The 15,559-nt window shown below is 61.5% G+C and carries 15 protein-coding genes; 11 read left to right on the plus strand and 4 right to left on the minus strand.

The annotated features are described in order from the left end of the window. A partial coding sequence (locus ACFOHJ_RS22105; protein WP_378224890.1) for a UDP binding domain-containing protein occupies positions 1-278 on the plus strand: 278 nt, incomplete at its 5' end. Positions 279-320: 42 nt separating this feature from the next. Here the strand turns inward: ACFOHJ_RS22105 and ACFOHJ_RS22110 are convergent. From ACFOHJ_RS22110 to ACFOHJ_RS22120, 3 genes are all read right to left on the minus strand, one after another. Further along, positions 321-1,727: a phosphomannomutase gene (locus ACFOHJ_RS22110; protein WP_378224892.1), complete on the minus strand. Its 1,407-nt coding sequence runs from the start codon at positions 1,725-1,727 to the stop codon at positions 321-323. Positions 1,728-1,769: 42 nt separating this feature from the next. Continuing rightward, entirely contained in the window at positions 1,770-2,762 is a 993-nt protein-coding gene (gene galE / locus ACFOHJ_RS22115; protein ID WP_378224893.1) for a UDP-glucose 4-epimerase GalE, read from the minus strand. A 421-nt stretch (positions 2,763-3,183) separates the two neighbouring features. Next, positions 3,184-4,095 (minus strand): LysR substrate-binding domain-containing protein, encoded by a 912-nt coding sequence (locus ACFOHJ_RS22120; protein ID WP_378224895.1) that lies wholly within the window; start codon positions 4,093-4,095, stop codon positions 3,184-3,186. 149 nt (positions 4,096-4,244) lie between these two features. Between ACFOHJ_RS22120 and ACFOHJ_RS22125 the strand changes: the two genes are divergently transcribed. Together ACFOHJ_RS22125 and ACFOHJ_RS22130 are read left to right on the plus strand one after the other, a co-directional pair. Then, entirely contained in the window at positions 4,245-4,721 is a 477-nt protein-coding gene (locus ACFOHJ_RS22125) for a CoA-binding protein (RefSeq protein ID WP_378224896.1), read from the plus strand. Between the two features lie 101 nt (positions 4,722-4,822). After that, positions 4,823-5,986 carry a M20 aminoacylase family protein gene (locus ACFOHJ_RS22130; RefSeq protein WP_378224898.1) on the plus strand — a complete coding sequence of 388 codons (1,164 nt, stop codon included), beginning with the start codon at positions 4,823-4,825 and terminating at the stop codon, positions 5,984-5,986. A 46-nt stretch (positions 5,987-6,032) separates the two neighbouring features. On the opposite strand, the gene ACFOHJ_RS22135 is transcribed toward ACFOHJ_RS22130, so the two are convergent. Further along, complete coding sequence (locus ACFOHJ_RS22135) at positions 6,033-6,626, minus strand: helix-turn-helix domain-containing protein (RefSeq protein WP_378224900.1); 594 nt, start codon at positions 6,624-6,626, stop codon at positions 6,033-6,035. A gap of 216 nt (positions 6,627-6,842) precedes the next feature. On the opposite strand from ACFOHJ_RS22135, the gene ACFOHJ_RS22140 reads away from it, so the two are divergent. The 8 genes from ACFOHJ_RS22140 to ACFOHJ_RS22175 all read left to right on the plus strand — a co-directional run bounded on the left by ACFOHJ_RS22140 (position 6,843) and on the right by ACFOHJ_RS22175 (position 15,537). Then, positions 6,843-8,174: an ABC transporter substrate-binding protein gene (locus ACFOHJ_RS22140; protein ID WP_378224903.1), complete on the plus strand. Its 1,332-nt coding sequence runs from the start codon at positions 6,843-6,845 to the stop codon at positions 8,172-8,174. A gap of 12 nt (positions 8,175-8,186) precedes the next feature. After that, positions 8,187-9,128 (plus strand): carbohydrate ABC transporter permease, encoded by a 942-nt coding sequence (locus tag ACFOHJ_RS22145; protein WP_378224906.1) that lies wholly within the window; start codon positions 8,187-8,189, stop codon positions 9,126-9,128. Further along, a complete protein-coding gene (locus tag ACFOHJ_RS22150) occupies positions 9,118-10,020 on the plus strand; it encodes a carbohydrate ABC transporter permease (RefSeq protein WP_378224908.1) in 903 nt (300 codons plus the stop codon). The genes ACFOHJ_RS22145 and ACFOHJ_RS22150 overlap by 11 nt, the downstream gene beginning before the upstream one ends. A 43-nt stretch (positions 10,021-10,063) precedes the next feature. After that, positions 10,064-10,948 (plus strand): FAD binding domain-containing protein, encoded by an 885-nt coding sequence (locus ACFOHJ_RS22155; protein WP_378224910.1) that lies wholly within the window; start codon positions 10,064-10,066, stop codon positions 10,946-10,948. Beyond that, positions 10,945-11,463 carry a (2Fe-2S)-binding protein gene (locus ACFOHJ_RS22160; RefSeq protein WP_378224912.1) on the plus strand — a complete coding sequence of 173 codons (519 nt, stop codon included), beginning with the start codon at positions 10,945-10,947 and terminating at the stop codon, positions 11,461-11,463. Before ACFOHJ_RS22155 ends, ACFOHJ_RS22160 begins: the two co-directional genes overlap by 4 nt. Then, positions 11,460-13,844 (plus strand): xanthine dehydrogenase family protein molybdopterin-binding subunit, encoded by a 2,385-nt coding sequence (locus ACFOHJ_RS22165; RefSeq protein WP_378224915.1) that lies wholly within the window; start codon positions 11,460-11,462, stop codon positions 13,842-13,844. Before ACFOHJ_RS22160 ends, ACFOHJ_RS22165 begins: the two co-directional genes overlap by 4 nt. A 111-nt stretch (positions 13,845-13,955) precedes the next feature. Continuing rightward, positions 13,956-14,351, plus strand: a complete 396-nt coding sequence (locus ACFOHJ_RS22170; protein WP_378224917.1) for a RidA family protein — start codon at positions 13,956-13,958, stop codon at positions 14,349-14,351. Between the two features lie 133 nt (positions 14,352-14,484). Continuing rightward, positions 14,485-15,537: an ABC transporter ATP-binding protein gene (locus ACFOHJ_RS22175; RefSeq protein ID WP_378224919.1), complete on the plus strand. Its 1,053-nt coding sequence runs from the start codon at positions 14,485-14,487 to the stop codon at positions 15,535-15,537. The last annotated feature ends 22 nt before the right edge of the window (positions 15,538-15,559 follow it).

The following is a 15,559-nucleotide window of genomic DNA, read 5'->3' on the forward strand; positions in this document are numbered from 1 at the left end:
ACCCCAAAGCGATGGACGAGGCGCGGCGCATCTATGGCGAGCGGCCGGATTTCGTCCTGTGCGCCAGCCCGGAAGCGGCGGTGGAAGAAGCCGACGCGCTGGTGATCTGCACGGAATGGAAGCAGTTCCGCGTCGTCGATTTCGGCTGGCTCAAGCAGACGCTCGCCCGTCCCTTCGTCATCGACGGCCGCAATCTGTATGACCCGGCGGAAGTGCAGAAGCACGGCCTCGTCTATTCGGCGATCGGCCGTGGCGTGGCGCTCGGCAAGGGAGCGTGACCGTTCCCTTTCCGCTGCTTTCGCGACCTGGCAGGCGCTAGCTCAGGCCTGCCAGTGCCGCACGAGGTCGAGCGCCTCGGCGTTCAGGGTCTGCGCGCGCCCGGCCGTCGCCGCCTCGGTGTAGCAGCGCATTTCGGGTGCGTTGCCGGAGGGGCGCAGATGCACGATCTCGCCCGAGGAGAGCGTTGCCCGCAGGCCGTCGGTGCGGTCGATCGTGGCGAGTGTGCCGATCGGTGACAGGAAATGTCCGAGAGCATCCTCGCTGGCGCTAAGATGCGCCATCAGCGCCCGCGACCGCTCGACCGCGAAATCTTCCAGCCGGTCGCTGACGCAGACAGGCAACGCCCAGCGTGCCGAAAGCGTGGACAGGCTTAAGCCCTCGCGCCGCGCCGATTGCAGCACGGCAAGAATGGGAAGCAGGGCGTCGCGCGTCGGCAGCGCCGTGCCGCGGATGCCGCCATGGTCGAAGGAGGAGCCGAGCAGGAAGCCGCCATTGGCTTCGAAGCCGGTGATGGTGCCGCCGCTGCCCGCTGCCGCCTGCATCGCCTCGATCACGAAAGGCGAACCGACCCTGGTGCGCAGCACCTCAAAGCCGAGGCCGGCATGGATGCCGGAATTGGAGGTGACAGGGGTGACGACGACGGTGGCGCCCACCATGCGCGCGGTAATCAGTCCGATGATGTCGCCGCGCAACTGCGCGCCGGTCTCGTCGGCGATCAGCGGCCGGTCGCCGTCGCCGTCGGTCGAGACGATGGCGTCGAGCCGGTGCGTCGCGGCCCAGGCGCCGAAGGTGGCGATCGTCTCCTGCGGTACGGCTTCCGTGTCGACGGCGACGAAATGATCCGTGCGCCCGAGCGAAATCACGGTCGCGCCGAGGGATTGCAGCATCTCGCGCAGGAAATCGCGCGCCACCGAACTGTGCTCGTAGACGCCGACCCGCATGCCGGAAAGGGCCCCCTCGGTGGCCATGGCCCGGCCGCGCCGGCGGTACCAGTCGAGGGCTTCTTCATGCCTGTCGGCGACCGTGCCGGTGCCGGCCGGCTTTTCGGCGGCGCCCGCCTCGACCCAGGCGGTGATGGCGGCCTCGTCGGCCTTGCCGATCTCGCCGTCGGCCAGGAAGAACTTGATGCCGTTGCGGTCGGCGGGGATATGGGAGCCGGTCACCATCAGCGCCGCCGATTGGTGAGCCAGCGCGAAGCCGGCCAGCGCGGGGGTCGGCAACTCGCCGCAATCGACGACGTTGAGGCCGTCAGCCGTCAGGGCTTTGGCGCACAGCGAGGCGATCTGCGGGCTGCTGTCGCGCAGGTCGCGCCCGACAAAGACCGTATCGTCCGGTCGCGCGGCGTGCGTCTCGAACAGCCGTGCGGCGAAGGCCCGGGTGTAAAGCGCCGTTTGCGGCCCCAGGAGGTCCGTTGCCAGCCCGCGCAGGCCGCTCGTGCCGAATTTCATTCAGCAGCCCCTTGTGTCATCTTCCGCCCGCCGTTGCAGCCGTCACGTCGCGTTGCGGCGTGACAGCGCATCCTCCCATCGTAGCGCGTCGGCCACGATCAGGTCCAGATCGGCGCGGGCCGGCACCCAGCCCAGTTCGCGCTGCGCCAGTTGCGAATTGGCGACGATGGACGGTGGGTCGCCGGCGCGCCGCCCGCCCATCCTGACGTTGAGGTCCGCGCCATGCATGCGGCGCACGCTGTCGATGACCTCAAGCACCGAATAGCCGTGGCCGTAGCCGCAATTCGCCACCAGGCTGGAGCCGCCGGCGCGCAGCCGCTCCAGCGCCAGGCGGTGGGCGGCCGCGAGGTCGCTGACATGGATGTAGTCGCGCACGCAGGTGCCGTCCGGCGTCGGGTAGTCGGTGCCGAAGACCTCCAGTTGCGCTCGCTTGCCGAGGGCGGTTTCGCAGGCGACCTTGATCAGGTGCGTCGCCCCCTTCGTTGACTGGCCGGTGCGCCCTTTCGGATCGGCACCGGCGACGTTGAAGTAGCGCAGCGCCGTATAATGGAAGTCCGGATTGGCGGCGCCGGCGTCCTGCAACATCCACTCGGTCATCAGCTTCGAGCGGCCATAGGGCGATTCCGGCGTGAGCGGCGCTTGTTCGCGCACCGGCTCGATGCCGGCTCCGCCGTAGACCGCCGCGGTCGAGGAGAAGATGAAGTTGCGCACGCCGAGCCGGATCGCGGTTTCGATCAGGGTCCGGCTCTTGCAGGTGTTGTTCTCGTAATAGCCGAGCGGATCGGCGACCGATTCGGGAACGACGATCGACCCGGCGAAATGGATGATCGAATCGACTTTGTGCTCGCGGATGGTCGATTCGAGCAGCGGGCGGTCGGCGATGTCGCCGACGACGAGATGGGCCTCGGGCGCCACCGCCCAGTCGAAGCCCGTCGACAGCCGGTCGACGACCACGACCTGTTCCCCGGCGTCGCACAATTCCCATACCATATGGCTGCCGATGTAACCGGCGCCACCCGTGACGAGTACGCTCATGGGAGACCCTTCCTGCTGATGCTGGCCCTGTTTGCGTGAGATTTGGGCCCAAAACAAGACACGCGGCAACAGGCGAGGGCGATGCCGGGATGCGGCGCGGCGGCTACCAAGCCGAGGCCGCAAACGTCGGTCAGCCTGCAAGCGGCTCCCGCGGGCGCCGAAAAACCATTGCGATGGTCAGGGATTGGCTGGGGAAACGACGAGTTTCGACCGGACTTCGACGCTCTGTGTGCGAGCTAGGTGCCTCGGTTTTGGGTGCGACATCAATGGGTGCTCGGAAAATCACCGGCTATGACAAGCTTGCCCGAAACTGTCATCGCTGCCACTCACGCCACAATAATTAGGTTGGGCCGGATTTGCGCTGATGCGCCCGATGGTGCCTAGGTATCTGTTTTGAAGGAGGGAAACTTCCAGCCCTGACCTAAATCCTTTTCATCCCCGCCATCTCGTCGATCAGCCAGTCGCGCACCAAGGCCGCGGGTTTTCGTAGCGGACGATCCTCAGGGGCGCTGATGTAATAGTTGTCTCCGGTTTCCAATTGTCGGCTGGCCGCCCTTACAAGGCCCCGCTGGTTCAATTCGTGCGCGACCACATGCCACCAGCCGAGTGCGATGGCCTGGCCTTTGATCGCCGCCTGGACGACCAGCGCGTAGTCCGAGAAGACCAGATTCTGCCCGATATTGTCATTGGGATAACCCGCTTCCCTGAGATACCTCTGCCATGGAACTCGCAAGGCTCCCGTCAGGTTCGCCAGCGTGTGATGGCCAAGATCCTCGCACAGGTCCAGGCTACCATGCGTTTCGAGATAGCTTGGGCTGCACACGGGTATCACGACCTCGTTAGTCAGCTTCCAATTGTGGCTTGCCGGGCCGGGGTTGGGGTTGTAGCGGATGCCGAGGTCCACCCCTTCGCAAGGCCCGATCGGTTCGCCGTGGATGACCTGGAAACGCAGGTCTATTTCCGGAAATTGCTGACGAAAAGCGTCGAAGCGCGGCATGAACCAATACATTGCGAACGCCGAGGATACTGAAATCGTGACGACCCCGGTATCTCGTTTCTTCGCATAGAAAGTGCGCAGGACGGTCTCGACCTCCTGAAAGCTGTGGCTGACGGCGCGCGCCAGGACTTGTCCTTCTTCGGTAAGTTGCAGGCCCTGGGGGCTTCGCAGGAACAGCTTGATGCCAAGATGCGCCTCAAACCGTCCTATCATGTGGCTGACCGCCGATTGCGATACGTTGAACTCCCGCCCGGCGGCGGTAAAATTGAGGTGTCTTGCAGAAGCCTCGAACATGAACAGGGCGCCTGTCGAGGGCAGCAGCTTGCGCAGTTGCATGAGCCAATCTCCCGAAAAGAGTTGTCGATCATGGCATGGGCATGAATCCATGTCATGCCCCTCCTGACTCTATAGGGCCTTCTCGCGGGGCGGTTGCCTCTCTAACCTCCAAGCCGCAATAGCGAACCAAATCGGCTTGGGAGGAGCAGATGTCGGCGAGTGTCACGGTCGCAGACCGCGATGTACCCATTGCGCCCCGTCACAGGCTTGATCCGCTGCTTGAACCGCAATCAATCGCCTTCGTCGGTGCCTCGGAGCGACCGGATACGCCGGGCAGCACCATGATCCTTTCGGCTGCTGCCGACGGCTACCAGGGCAGGCTCTACCCGGTCAATCCGAACAGAAGCTCGGTTCATGGCCTCACCTGCTATCCCGACCTTACGAGCTTGCCCGAGCGGGTCGATCACGTCGTGATCGGCACGGCCGACACCATGGTCGAAGCGGATAGGCCTCGATCCGTCCGTCTCATCCGAGAGATGTCTGCCCGAGTGCCTCAAACAGCGAACGTGATTTCTGCGTTCTATCGAGTTCATGTCACACGTTCCCGCACGTCTACGACACCGTCAGCCTTCCTCTTGGCCATTGGCAGCATCGTAGCCGCCGTCATCTCTTGCTCTGATCAATAAATCGGGCCCGCCGCGACCCATCTGGAGGTTGATGGCCAACTGGAATTTTTGCTATAATGAATTGTTGTTCATTATTTTGATGAGCCTCTGGAGGGACCTGAATGCCGGTAAAGAATCGCTTTTCGGAACTGCTGCCCGAAATCATCGCATGGCGACGCGACCTGCATGCACATCCGGAAATTCTTTTCGACACACATCGGACTGCTGGACTGGTCGCCGCTCGGTTGCGGGAGTTCGGATGCGACGAAGTCGTGGAAGGCATCGGACGCACTGGCGTGGTGGGTTTGATCGTCGGCCGCAACTCCAACTCAGGGCGCACCGTAGGTTTGCGAGCCGATATGGATGCCCTTCCTATCCATGAAACCACCGGGCTTGAATACGCCTCCAAAACTCCCGGAGCTATGCATGCCTGCGGCCATGACGGGCACACGGCAATGCTGCTTGGAGCCGCGAAGTACCTTGCCGAAACACGTAACTTTAACGGGACCGTGGCCGTAATTTTTCAGCCTGCCGAGGAAAATGGCGGCGGCGGCCGTGAAATGATCGAAGACGGGATGATGCAACGGTTCGGGATCCAGGAGGTCTACGGAATGCATAACTGGCCGGGGATGCCGCCGGGCCAGTTTGCCATTCGCTCGGGGCCGTTTTTCGCTGCCACCGACCTGTTTTCCATCGATGTTGCCGGCAGGGGCGGGCATGCGGCCAACCCGCACGAAACGATCGATGCCACTGTCGTGGCCTCGCATCTGGTCACGGCGCTGCAATCCATCGCCAGCCGCAATGTCGATCCGGTGCGTGAAGTAGTGGTTTCCGTAACGTCATTCCACACGGATACGGATGCTCACAACGTCATTCCTGAAAAGGTCTGGCTGAAGGGGACCGTGCGCACGCTGGATGCGGCAGTGCGCGATCTTGCGGAGGACCGGCTCCTGACGATCGCCAAGGGTGTAGCCCTGGCGTTCCAGGCAACGATAAACGTGGAATATCGGCGCAATTATCCAGCGATGGTAAATTCGGCCAGTGAAACCGCATTCGCTGCCAAGGCCGCAACCAAGGTAGCGGGCCATTGTGCCGAAGCGCCATTGGTGATGTGGGGCGAGGATTTTGCGTTCATGCTTCAGGAGCGTCCTGGCGCCTACATCCTGATCGGTAATGGCGATTCAGCCGTGGTGCACAGTTCCGACTATGATTTTTGCGACGACGCCATTCCCGCAGGATGCAGTTGGTGGGTCGAACTCGTCGAAGCACGCATGCCGGCGCAATAGGGACTCACCTACGTGGTCCGCCGGCAGGAAAGCAAGGCGCCGCCGCTTAGAACGACGGCGGGCTCTGCGCCGTGATGACCACGACGCGCTCGTCAAAGGTCCTGTACCAATGGTCGACCGTCGAATGGAACCGAATGGAATCTCCGGGTGCAAGGATCCATTCGCGATCGCCGATATGAATTTCTATCGATCCGGACAACACGAATACGACCTCTTCGCCATGATGGTTGAACGGTGCGTTGACGTTCGAGAACCCGGGCGGCAACTCGATATAGAGCATCGAGAGCGATCCCTGCATATCCGGCACAAGCAACTGATAGGTCATGCCGGTGTCCTCGAGCATCAGGCGTCGGCGCGTATGCGGGTGGATGACCTCGCCCGGCGGCGTGCTGGCCGTCTCGAAAAAAGTACCGATCGGGATCGAGAGCGTGCGCGCCAGTTGCGACAGGGTTTCGATCGAAGGGTTTCCCAGGCCGCGTTCAAGCTGGCTGAGCAGGCCGCTGGAAATGCCTGCTTTGCCTGCGAGTTCGGCAATCGTCATCTGACGCTGCTTCCTCTCGCGCGAAATGATCGAGCCGACCTTGCTTATCAGGTTGGCCTCGATGCTGGATTGAGTCGATTTTCCGCTGTCTTGTCCCATCACGCTCCAGTGAGCCTTTCCAAATAAACGCCCACCGGCGTACACTTTAATGAAATTATCTTCATCATATTGACATTCGATGAATTGGTCTATACGGTTTTTCGTGGAGGATCACAGCAGACTAGAGGCATCAAAGCGCTGTTGCTAGAGGAGGTGGCACTGACGTAGCCGCTCGCTCTCCTCCTTTGTGCGGCCAAAAAAGGGAGGAGAATTGGCATGGTTACGAAAATACCTTTGGGCGCCTGGGACGTATCCCGGCGCGAATTCCTGCGCTACTCGGGCCTCGTTGGCGCCGGCGGCCTGGCGGCGCTCTATGCCGGCCGGAGCCCGGCCTTCGCCAGCGACGCCGTGGATCTCGACTTCGCTGTCTGGACCTATGCGGTCGACGAGGTCGAAGCGAACGTCAAGGCGTGGCAGGATGCCAACGCGGGCATGTCGGTCAAGCTGCAGGATTATCCGTGGGATACCTACAAGGCCACCATGGTCCAGCGACTGGCTACGAGCACGCCGACGGATGTTCTCTATAATAATGGCTCCTGGCTCGCCGAGTTCGTTGCAGCCGGTTGGGTGGTTCCTGTTTCCAAGTACCTGGACTTCGAAAAGTATCGCGACAAGATCATTCCTTACGCGCTTTCCGGGCTGACTTTCAATAACGAACCCTATGGCCTGCCGTACTACGCCGACATAGCTTCCTTCATCTGGAATCCTACGGTCGCGAAGCAGTATGGGGTCGACCGCGCCCCGACGAGTTGGGACGAAGTGATGGAGATGTCGCTCTCCATGCAGAAGAAGGGTTTGCGCAGCCCGATCCTTTGGGAGTTCTCCCAGGTCAATCCGAGCAGCCTTGACGAATTCATCGCGATGTCGATGTCGCGCGGCGACGAGGTCTTCGACGCCGATATGAATCCGATCTTCGAGGACCCGAACAGCCCCGCTTTCCAGCAGGCGCAGTTCATGGCCGATACGATCAAGCAGGAGCTTGCCGCTACCTCGCCGGCCGAGAATGACGCCGTGCGCTCCATGAACAGCGGCCAGCATGTGTTCACATGCATGTACAACTACAATCTCGCCGCGATGAACAACAAGGGCCAGCCCTTGGCCGGGCAGTTCGAACTGCTCAAGATGCCCGGTTCGAAAGGCGCGACGCTGGGTTACGTTCGCTTCTACAGCATCACCTCGATGGCGGCCGCGCGCGGCGATGCCGTTGCCGCCGCGGCGGGCAAGTTCGTCGAGGCCATGGGCGGGGCGCCGGATGGCACCTTCAACGTTCCCAAGAAGTGGGCCATCAATCGCGGCCTCGGTTTTGGCGTGCGGCCGCTGTTCGACGATCCGGAGGTGGTGCAGGCCTTCTCCAGTTGGGTCAACGTTCCGATGCTCAAGGAGCAGCAGGAGCTTGCGCAGACCAAGCGGGAAGCCAAATGGACCGGCATATGGGGCGATACCATGCTTCGCGAGTTGTCCAAGGCGTTCGCCGGCGAAGTCAGCGTCGAGGAAGCCATGAAGGCTTCTGCCGACAAGGCCCGTGAACTGAAGCAACAGTATCAATAGCCTGGAATTTCCATGACCGTTTCGCTGAAGCGATCGGGCGACGGACAGGTGCGCCTTGAGCGCGCCCGTCCGGCACCCAATTACGAAGCTCGATGGGGGTGGTCTTTGCTGCTCCCGGCCCTGTTGGTAATCGGGGCCTTGTCCGTAGTGCCGCTCGCACGGGCGATCTATTCAAGCTTCAGGCAAACCTCGCCGTTGTTGCCGCCAAAGTTCATCGGATTCGATAACTATCGTGCGGTGATGGAGAGTGGCGCGTTCCTGACCGCGTGGCGGGTGACGCTTCAGTTCACCACCATCACCGTGCTGCTGACCACGGTAATGGCCATGATTTCGGCGTCGGCCCTCAATTCCTCTTTCCGCGGCAGTTCGGTGGTAAAGCCACTGGTGCTGCTTCCCTGGGCAGTCCCCGGCGTTATCGCGGGCGTCATCTGGCGTTGGATGTTCAACAACAACTACGGAGCGATCAATACGATCCTGCATGCCTTGGGCTTGATAGACGCCTATGTATACTGGCTGAGCAAGCCTGGCCTCGCTATGCTTGCGGCCTGCATCGCCCAGACGTGGTCGCTGCTACCCCTGTCGATTATTCTGATCCTGGCGGCGCTTCAAAACATCCCCGAGGAACAGTACGAGGCCGCGCGCCTGGACGGAGCCAACAGCTTCCAGCTTTATCGCTACGTGACGTTTCCGCATATCCGTACGTCGGTGGTGATCGTCGCGCTTTATAACAGCCTGATGGGGCTCACTGCCTATGACATCGTCTACACGATGACTGCAGGCGGCCCCGGTACCGCCACCTCCGTCATCAGCTATTTCACCTGGTCGATTTCTTTCACCAACCTGAATATCGGACAGGGGGCGGCTCTCGCCACGATCATCGCGCTGGTCTCGATCGTCTTCATCATCGGGATTCTGCGCCTTTTGCCGAAGGGAGCCCTAAGCGATGTTGACTAGGCTTCAAGAGCGATTGGAATCGACGGCCCGCTATCTGTGGCTTGCCCTGCTGCTTGTTTTCGTCCTCACGCCTTTCCTGGTGACTCTGCTGGCAAGCCTGACCCCGGACAAGGCGATTGTTTCCCAACCGGCACGCTGGTTCACCAGTGGCTTCAACATTGACAATTATATCTACATCCTCACGGGCAAGCTTCCGGCGCAATATGAAGTGGAAGCCGGCCAGAGAACGATGAGCATGGTGAGCCAGGAAATCCGTTTCCTGCCCACAGCCATGCTGCATAGCGTGATCGTGGCTTTCCTGGTCATGATCTTCGACCTGTTGCTGGCCGCCCCGGCTGCCTATGCGCTGGTGAAAATGCGCATCGGCGGCAAGGGTATCGTGCTGAACTTCATCCTTGGAACCCGCCTGATCCCGCTCGTCGCGGTGGCGATCCCCTATTATGAACTGATGCAGATGTTCAGGTTGACGAACACGCTGACGTCTCTCGTCATCATGTATGTCGGTCTGACGCTGCCGTTCGTCATCCTCATCCTGTGCGTCGCCTTTCGCCAGATCGATCGCTCGATCGAGGAGGCCGCGCAGGTCGACGGTCTCAACCCTTTGCAGATTCTGGTCCGGATCGTCGTTCCCGTCGCCGCGCCTTCCATCGTCGGGGCAGGGCTGTTCGCCTTCATGCTGTCCTACTGCGAATTCCTGTTCGGATTGCTGTTGGCCACCAACCAGAGCGTACGGACAATGCCCGTGACGATGGCAAGCGTTTCCGTCAATCCCGACGTGTCGCTGGGGCTGACCTGCGCCGGCATCATTCTCGGCGTCCTGCCGGCGCTGATCGTCATTGTCCCTGTATGGCGCTACATGATCCGCGGCCTCGCGGAAGGGTCGTCGAAATGACGGTCAGGCAATCGTCGTACCCAGCAACGAGCGAGGGAAACCAATGAAGCCCGTGCCTTTCGTCTATCATGCTCCGAGGAGCCTCGACCAGGCGGTGAGCCTGCTTGACGAACTCGAAGGAGATGTCCGCGTAACTGCCGGTGGGCAAAGCCTTATCCCGATGATGAATTTACGCGTCGTACGGCCCGACCACCTGGTCGATCTGCGGTACCTGGACGCGCTGTCAGGGATAGAGCTCACCGATACGCACCTGGTCGTCGGTGCGACGACGACGCATCGGACGATCGAGAAAAGCCCTTTGGTGCGCCGCGTTGCTCCGCTTCTGCGTGAGATGGCGTCGAACATCGCCCATATCCCCATCCGCGAGCGCGGCACCATTGGCGGATCGGTAGCGCTGGCGGACCCGACCGCGGAATTTCCGTTGGCGGCTCTGATGCTCGATGCCGAGATGACGCTCTCCAGCGTAAGGGGAACCCGTACCGTCAAGGCGGATGAGTTTTTCCATTCGGCGCTGGAAACGGAACTTGCCGAAGACGAAATCCTGACCAGCCTTGCCTTTCCGCTCGAAGCCAACCGCGGCGGTTCCGCATTCACGGAGTTCTCGCGCCGCAAGGGCGATTTCTGCGTCGCCGGTGTCGCTGTCGTCGTCCGGCTGAGGGACGGTCGCTACGAAGCGGCGCGGATCGGCCTGTGCGGCGTTTCGGATCGGCCGGTGCTTTCGACGATTGCCGGCCAACTGGCCGGAGAACGGGCCGATGACGCCACCACCAACCGGATCGCCGACGCGATTGCCGATGAGATCGAACCCATGATCGATGGCCGCGCGACGGTGGCGGATCGCCGGGACATCGCAAGGACGCTGGTCAGGCGGACCTTGCCTGTCGCATGCGAACGGGCGGCTGCAATCGCGCAGGGAGGAAACCGATGAGCAACGCCAACACCACAGTGGTGAACATGGTGGTCAACGGGCAGAAGGTGACCGGCTCCGTGCCGGACCGAAAGCTGCTTTGCGACTTCTTGCGCGAAGATCTTGTGCTGACCGGCACGCATGTCGGCTGCGAGCAGGGCGTATGCGGCGCCTGCACCGTCCTCATCGACAACAGGCCGGCTCGTTCCTGCCTGATGTTTGCGGTCCAGGCTGATGGCCGCACCATCACCACCATCGAAGGCATCTCTTCGCCCGATGGGTCGCTCCATCCCGTGCAGCGCGCCTTTCATGAGAACCATGCGCTTCAGTGCGGGTTCTGCACGCCAGGCTTCGTCATCAACTCGATTGCCTATCTCGAGCAGCGCGACACGTCCGAACCGTTGAGCGAAGACGAGGTGCGCGAGCATCTCTCCGGCTCGGTGTGCCGTTGCACGGGCTACACGAATATCGTCCGAGCGGTGGTTCAGGCGGCTGCCGAAGTGGATGGCCAGCGTGCCGAAGGAGGTGGGGAATGACAAATTCCACGACCGGGACTGCCATGGGTTCTGCCCCGCAGGAAGAGAAGTTCATCGGCCAGAACGTGCCGCGCAAGGAAGATCGCCGGTTCGTTCGGGGCAAGGGTTGCTATACCGACGACATCGTCATTCCCGGCATGTTGCATGCCGCCTTCGTTCGCAGCCCCTACGGCCACGCTCGCATCAAGTCGATCGATGCCACGGCCGCCCTCGCGCTGCCGGGCGTGGTGGCGGTCATCACGGGGCGCGAACTGGCGGAATTCACGACGCCGTTCGTGTGCCGCCAGGAAGGCGCTCCGCCGATGGAGATGGACGCCCTGCCGGTGGACAAGGCGCGCTTTGCCGGCGACCCTGTCGCGTGCGTGGTGGCGGTCGACCGCTATGTCGCGGAAGACGGCGTCGACCTCGTGGAGGTGGACTGGGAGGTTCTGCCTCCGGTGCTCGACATGTATCATGCGGACGACGCCGGCATGCCACTGGTGGACGACAAGTTGCCGTCCAACATGCACACGCGCGAGAGCCGCAGCTACGGTGACATCGAAGCGGCGTTCGCCGCAGCCGATCGCGTCGTAAAGGCGGATTTCAGGACGCAGCGTCTGACCCACGTTCCAATCGAGACGCGATCGGTGGTCGCGGTATGGGACGACGGCCGGGAGGAGTTGACATACTACGGTGCGGCGCAAACCGCCCACATCCTGCGGACCACACTCGCTTCCCGGCTTAGCCTGTCGGAGAACAAGGTGCGGGTCATCTCGCCCGACGTCGGTGGCGGCTTTGGCCTGAAGCTTCCACTGTTTCGCGAGGAGTTCACGGTATCGGCGATGGCTATGCGCCTCAAGCGGCCGATCAAGTGGGTGGAGGACCGGCTCGAGAACCTGACTGCGTCCAATCATGCGCGCGATGACGCTGTTTCGGTCGAGGTTGCCGTCAAGAACGACGGCACCATTCTCGGTGTCAGGGCGGATCTATGGGCGGACTTCGGCGCCTACGCATTCTATCCGCCAAGCTACATCATCCATGTTGTCGGCTGGCTACTGCTGGGCGCCTACAAGATCGACAACTACGAGTACACCATCAACGTCGCCCTGACGAACAAGTGCCCGGCCGGCACGCTGCGCGCGCCCATGGCTATAGTGACCTGGGCGACCGACGGGATGATGCACCGGGTTGCCGAAGAGCTTGGTCTCGACCCCTACGAGGTCAGGCGCAAGAACATGATTACTCTCGACGACCAGCCTTACCAGTCGGCCCCCGGCTATTTGTACGAGGCGCTGACGCTGCGCGAAGGGTTCGACCAGACACTGGCCGAGTTCGACATCCAGGCGTTCCGTGACGCACAGAAGCGCGCCAGCAGGGAAGGGCGTCTCATTGGCCTGGGAATCGCCAGCGTCGTTGAGCCCACAACCTATGGTTCGGCATGGTACAAGGCATCGGGCGACGACGGCAGCGGCCACGAGGCTGCGACGGTTAAGCTCGAGCCTACGGGTACGATCAACGTCATGGCCGGCATCGTGGGGACCGGCCAGGGCTACGAGACATCGGTAGCGCAGGTGGTGGCCGAAGCGCTCGGCAGCGATCCCGCCAACGTCGATGTCCGGTTGGGCGATACGCACATCGCGCCCTATGGCATGGGCTCGCGCGGCTCACGCGGTGCGGCGGCAGGACACGGGGTTGCCTATCTGGCTGCCATGGATCTGCGGGAGAAGGTGCTTAAGATCGCCGCGCACCTGTTGCAGCGGCCCGTCGAAAGCCTTCGTATCGTCAAGGGCATCATCATTGCGACGGACAACCCCGGGGTATCCTTGCCGTTGGCCGAGGTCGCCCGCATTGCCTATAACGATCCGACGAGCCTGCCGGAGGGAATGCTGCCCGGCCTCGAAATCCATCGCACTTACGACCCGCCGTTCATGACGTTTTCCAATGCGACGCACCTTTGCCAGGTGGAGGTTGATCCGGGTACCGGTGGCGTGGAGATAAGCAAATACCGGGTGCTTGAGGATGCCGGAACGCTGATCAATCCCATGATCGTCGATGGCCAGGTCCATGGCGGCGTTGCCTTGGGTATCGGCCAGGTGCTGCTGGAGGAAATCCACTACGACGAACAGGGCACCAACATTACCTCGACGCTGGCGGACTATCTGGTCCCGACCATGGACACCGTGCCGATGATCGAAGTCGAGCATGTGGAGACAAAAAATCCGAACACGCCGAACGGTATCAAGGGAATGGCCGAAGGGCCTGTCCAAGGTGCTGTCGCATGCGTCGCGCTTGCGATCCAGGACGCGCTGGCCGTTACGGGCGCCAGGTTGGAGCAACTGCCCATGACACCTTCACGAGTGCTGGAAGCACTCCGGGAAAGTCGAGGTTGTGCAAACGCCTAAGAACAACCCCGCATTCTGCGGAATGGCCAACCGAACTGAAGTTTAGCTGCGTATCACCCCAGGGAAGGCTCGAAAGCAGCCACTCCACAACCTATGAAAGGAACAATGAAAATGTCGACCCAGCGTACCGCAATCAACGCCGAGGGCATCGTGGACTGGGGGCTTCCCTACCCTCACGCCGTGAAATTCGGGAACCTGGTTTTCCTGTCGGGCCAACTGGCCCAGGACGAGGCTACCGGGCAGCCCGTCGAAGGCGGAATCCAGCCCCAGACCCGCAAGGTGCTGGAAAACATCAAGGCCGTCCTCGAGGCTGCCGGGAGTTCGATGGACATGGTCCTGAAGACGTCCTGCTTCCTCATGGACCGTAACGATTTCGATGACTTCAACGTTGTCTATCGCGAGTTCTTCAAGAAGGGGAAGGAGCCGGCGCGTTCCACTTTCCAGGTCGCGAAGCTTGCTCCCGGCTACATCATCGAGATCGAAGTCATCGCCGGCGTTCCGGATTGATCTCCAGACTGGAGCCGGGGGCGACACTCGCTTCAGGCTCCAGCCACCGGCTATCGCTAGGTTGCCGCGGCCGCTCCGCAAAAAGGCGGGCGGCCGCCCATCGACAGATTTCACGTTTCCGGAAGTGGCTCATATGGCAAGCGTCTCCATCAGGAATGTCAGGAAGTTCTACGGTCAGGTAGAGACCCTGAAAGATCTGTCGGTCGATATCGACGACGGAGAGTTCGTCATACTGGTCGGTCCGTCCGGGTGTGGAAAGTCGACGTTGCTGCGCATGATTGCGGGGCTCGAGCGTACGAGCGCGGGGGAAATCCGCATTGACGATACCATCGTCAACGACCTCCCTTCGAAGGCGCGGGATATTGCCATGGTCTTCCAGAATTATGCGCTCTATCCGCATATGACCGTGGCCAAGAATATGAGCTTTTCTCTGCGGCTGGCTGGCCTGCCGAAAGCGGAAATAGACAGGAAGGTCGACGCGGCCGCTCAGATTCTCGGGCTTCATGAATTGCTCGAGCGCCTGCCGAAGCAACTCTCCGGCGGCCAAAGGCAGCGGGTTGCCATGGGACGCGCCATCGTGCGGGACCCCAAGGTATTCCTGTTCGACGAGCCGCTGTCGAACCTCGACGCCAAACTGCGGGTCCAGATGCGGTCGGAAATCAAGGCGCTACACAGGCGTCTTGGAACCACGATCATCTACGTCACCCACGATCAGATCGAAGCGATGACCATGGCGGACAAGATTGTCGTCATGCATGGCGGTGTCATCGAGCAGATTGGCTCACCTCTTGAATTGTACGACAGGCCGCAAACCCGTTTCGTTGCCGGTTTTCTCGGGTCGCCGTCCATGAATTTCATCGAAGGCACGCTGACGCAGTCTGGCTTCAGGACGGCGGATGGGACCCTCCTTCCGGTAGGCGGCCCATCTCTCCCGGCCGTGGAGACACCGGCCCACTACGGAATAAGGCCTGAACATTTGGCGCTATCCGATAGCGGAATACCGGTTACGGTCGAGCTCGTGGAGCCGACGGGTGCCGAAACGCACGTCATCATGAAACTTGGAAGCCAACAGTTGGTTGGAGTCTTTCGCGAACGTCCATCCCTTCGCTATGGAGACAAAATCTTTGTCACCCCGAATGTCGAGCAGGTTCACCTGTTCGATACGGCGGGACGCCGCATCAACTAGGGAATTCTGCGCGGGGCGCCGA

This window comes from Aquamicrobium soli, from assembly GCF_042646345.1.
In the GTDB taxonomy this organism is placed as follows: domain Bacteria; phylum Pseudomonadota; class Alphaproteobacteria; order Rhizobiales; family Rhizobiaceae; genus Mesorhizobium; species Mesorhizobium soli_A.

Coding starts and splice junctions, on each gene's coding strand:
- ACFOHJ_RS22110 (WP_378224892.1), bottom strand. CDS start 1,727: ATGAAATTCGGCACGAGCGGCCTGCGCGGGCTGGCAACGGACCTCCTG.
- galE (WP_378224893.1), bottom strand. CDS start 2,762: ATGAGCGTACTCGTCACGGGTGGCGCCGGTTACATCGGCAGCCATATG.
- ACFOHJ_RS22120 (WP_378224895.1), bottom strand. CDS start 4,095: ATGCAACTGCGCAAGCTGCTGCCCTCGACAGGCGCCCTGTTCATGTTC.
- ACFOHJ_RS22125 (WP_378224896.1), top strand. CDS start 4,245: ATGTCGGCGAGTGTCACGGTCGCAGACCGCGATGTACCCATTGCGCCC.
- ACFOHJ_RS22130 (WP_378224898.1), top strand. CDS start 4,823: ATGCCGGTAAAGAATCGCTTTTCGGAACTGCTGCCCGAAATCATCGCA.
- ACFOHJ_RS22135 (WP_378224900.1), bottom strand. CDS start 6,626: ATGGGACAAGACAGCGGAAAATCGACTCAATCCAGCATCGAGGCCAAC.
- ACFOHJ_RS22140 (WP_378224903.1), top strand. CDS start 6,843: ATGGTTACGAAAATACCTTTGGGCGCCTGGGACGTATCCCGGCGCGAA.
- ACFOHJ_RS22145 (WP_378224906.1), top strand. CDS start 8,187: ATGACCGTTTCGCTGAAGCGATCGGGCGACGGACAGGTGCGCCTTGAG.
- ACFOHJ_RS22150 (WP_378224908.1), top strand. CDS start 9,118: ATGTTGACTAGGCTTCAAGAGCGATTGGAATCGACGGCCCGCTATCTG.
- ACFOHJ_RS22155 (WP_378224910.1), top strand. CDS start 10,064: ATGAAGCCCGTGCCTTTCGTCTATCATGCTCCGAGGAGCCTCGACCAG.
- ACFOHJ_RS22160 (WP_378224912.1), top strand. CDS start 10,945: ATGAGCAACGCCAACACCACAGTGGTGAACATGGTGGTCAACGGGCAG.
- ACFOHJ_RS22165 (WP_378224915.1), top strand. CDS start 11,460: ATGACAAATTCCACGACCGGGACTGCCATGGGTTCTGCCCCGCAGGAA.
- ACFOHJ_RS22170 (WP_378224917.1), top strand. CDS start 13,956: ATGTCGACCCAGCGTACCGCAATCAACGCCGAGGGCATCGTGGACTGG.
- ACFOHJ_RS22175 (WP_378224919.1), top strand. CDS start 14,485: ATGGCAAGCGTCTCCATCAGGAATGTCAGGAAGTTCTACGGTCAGGTA.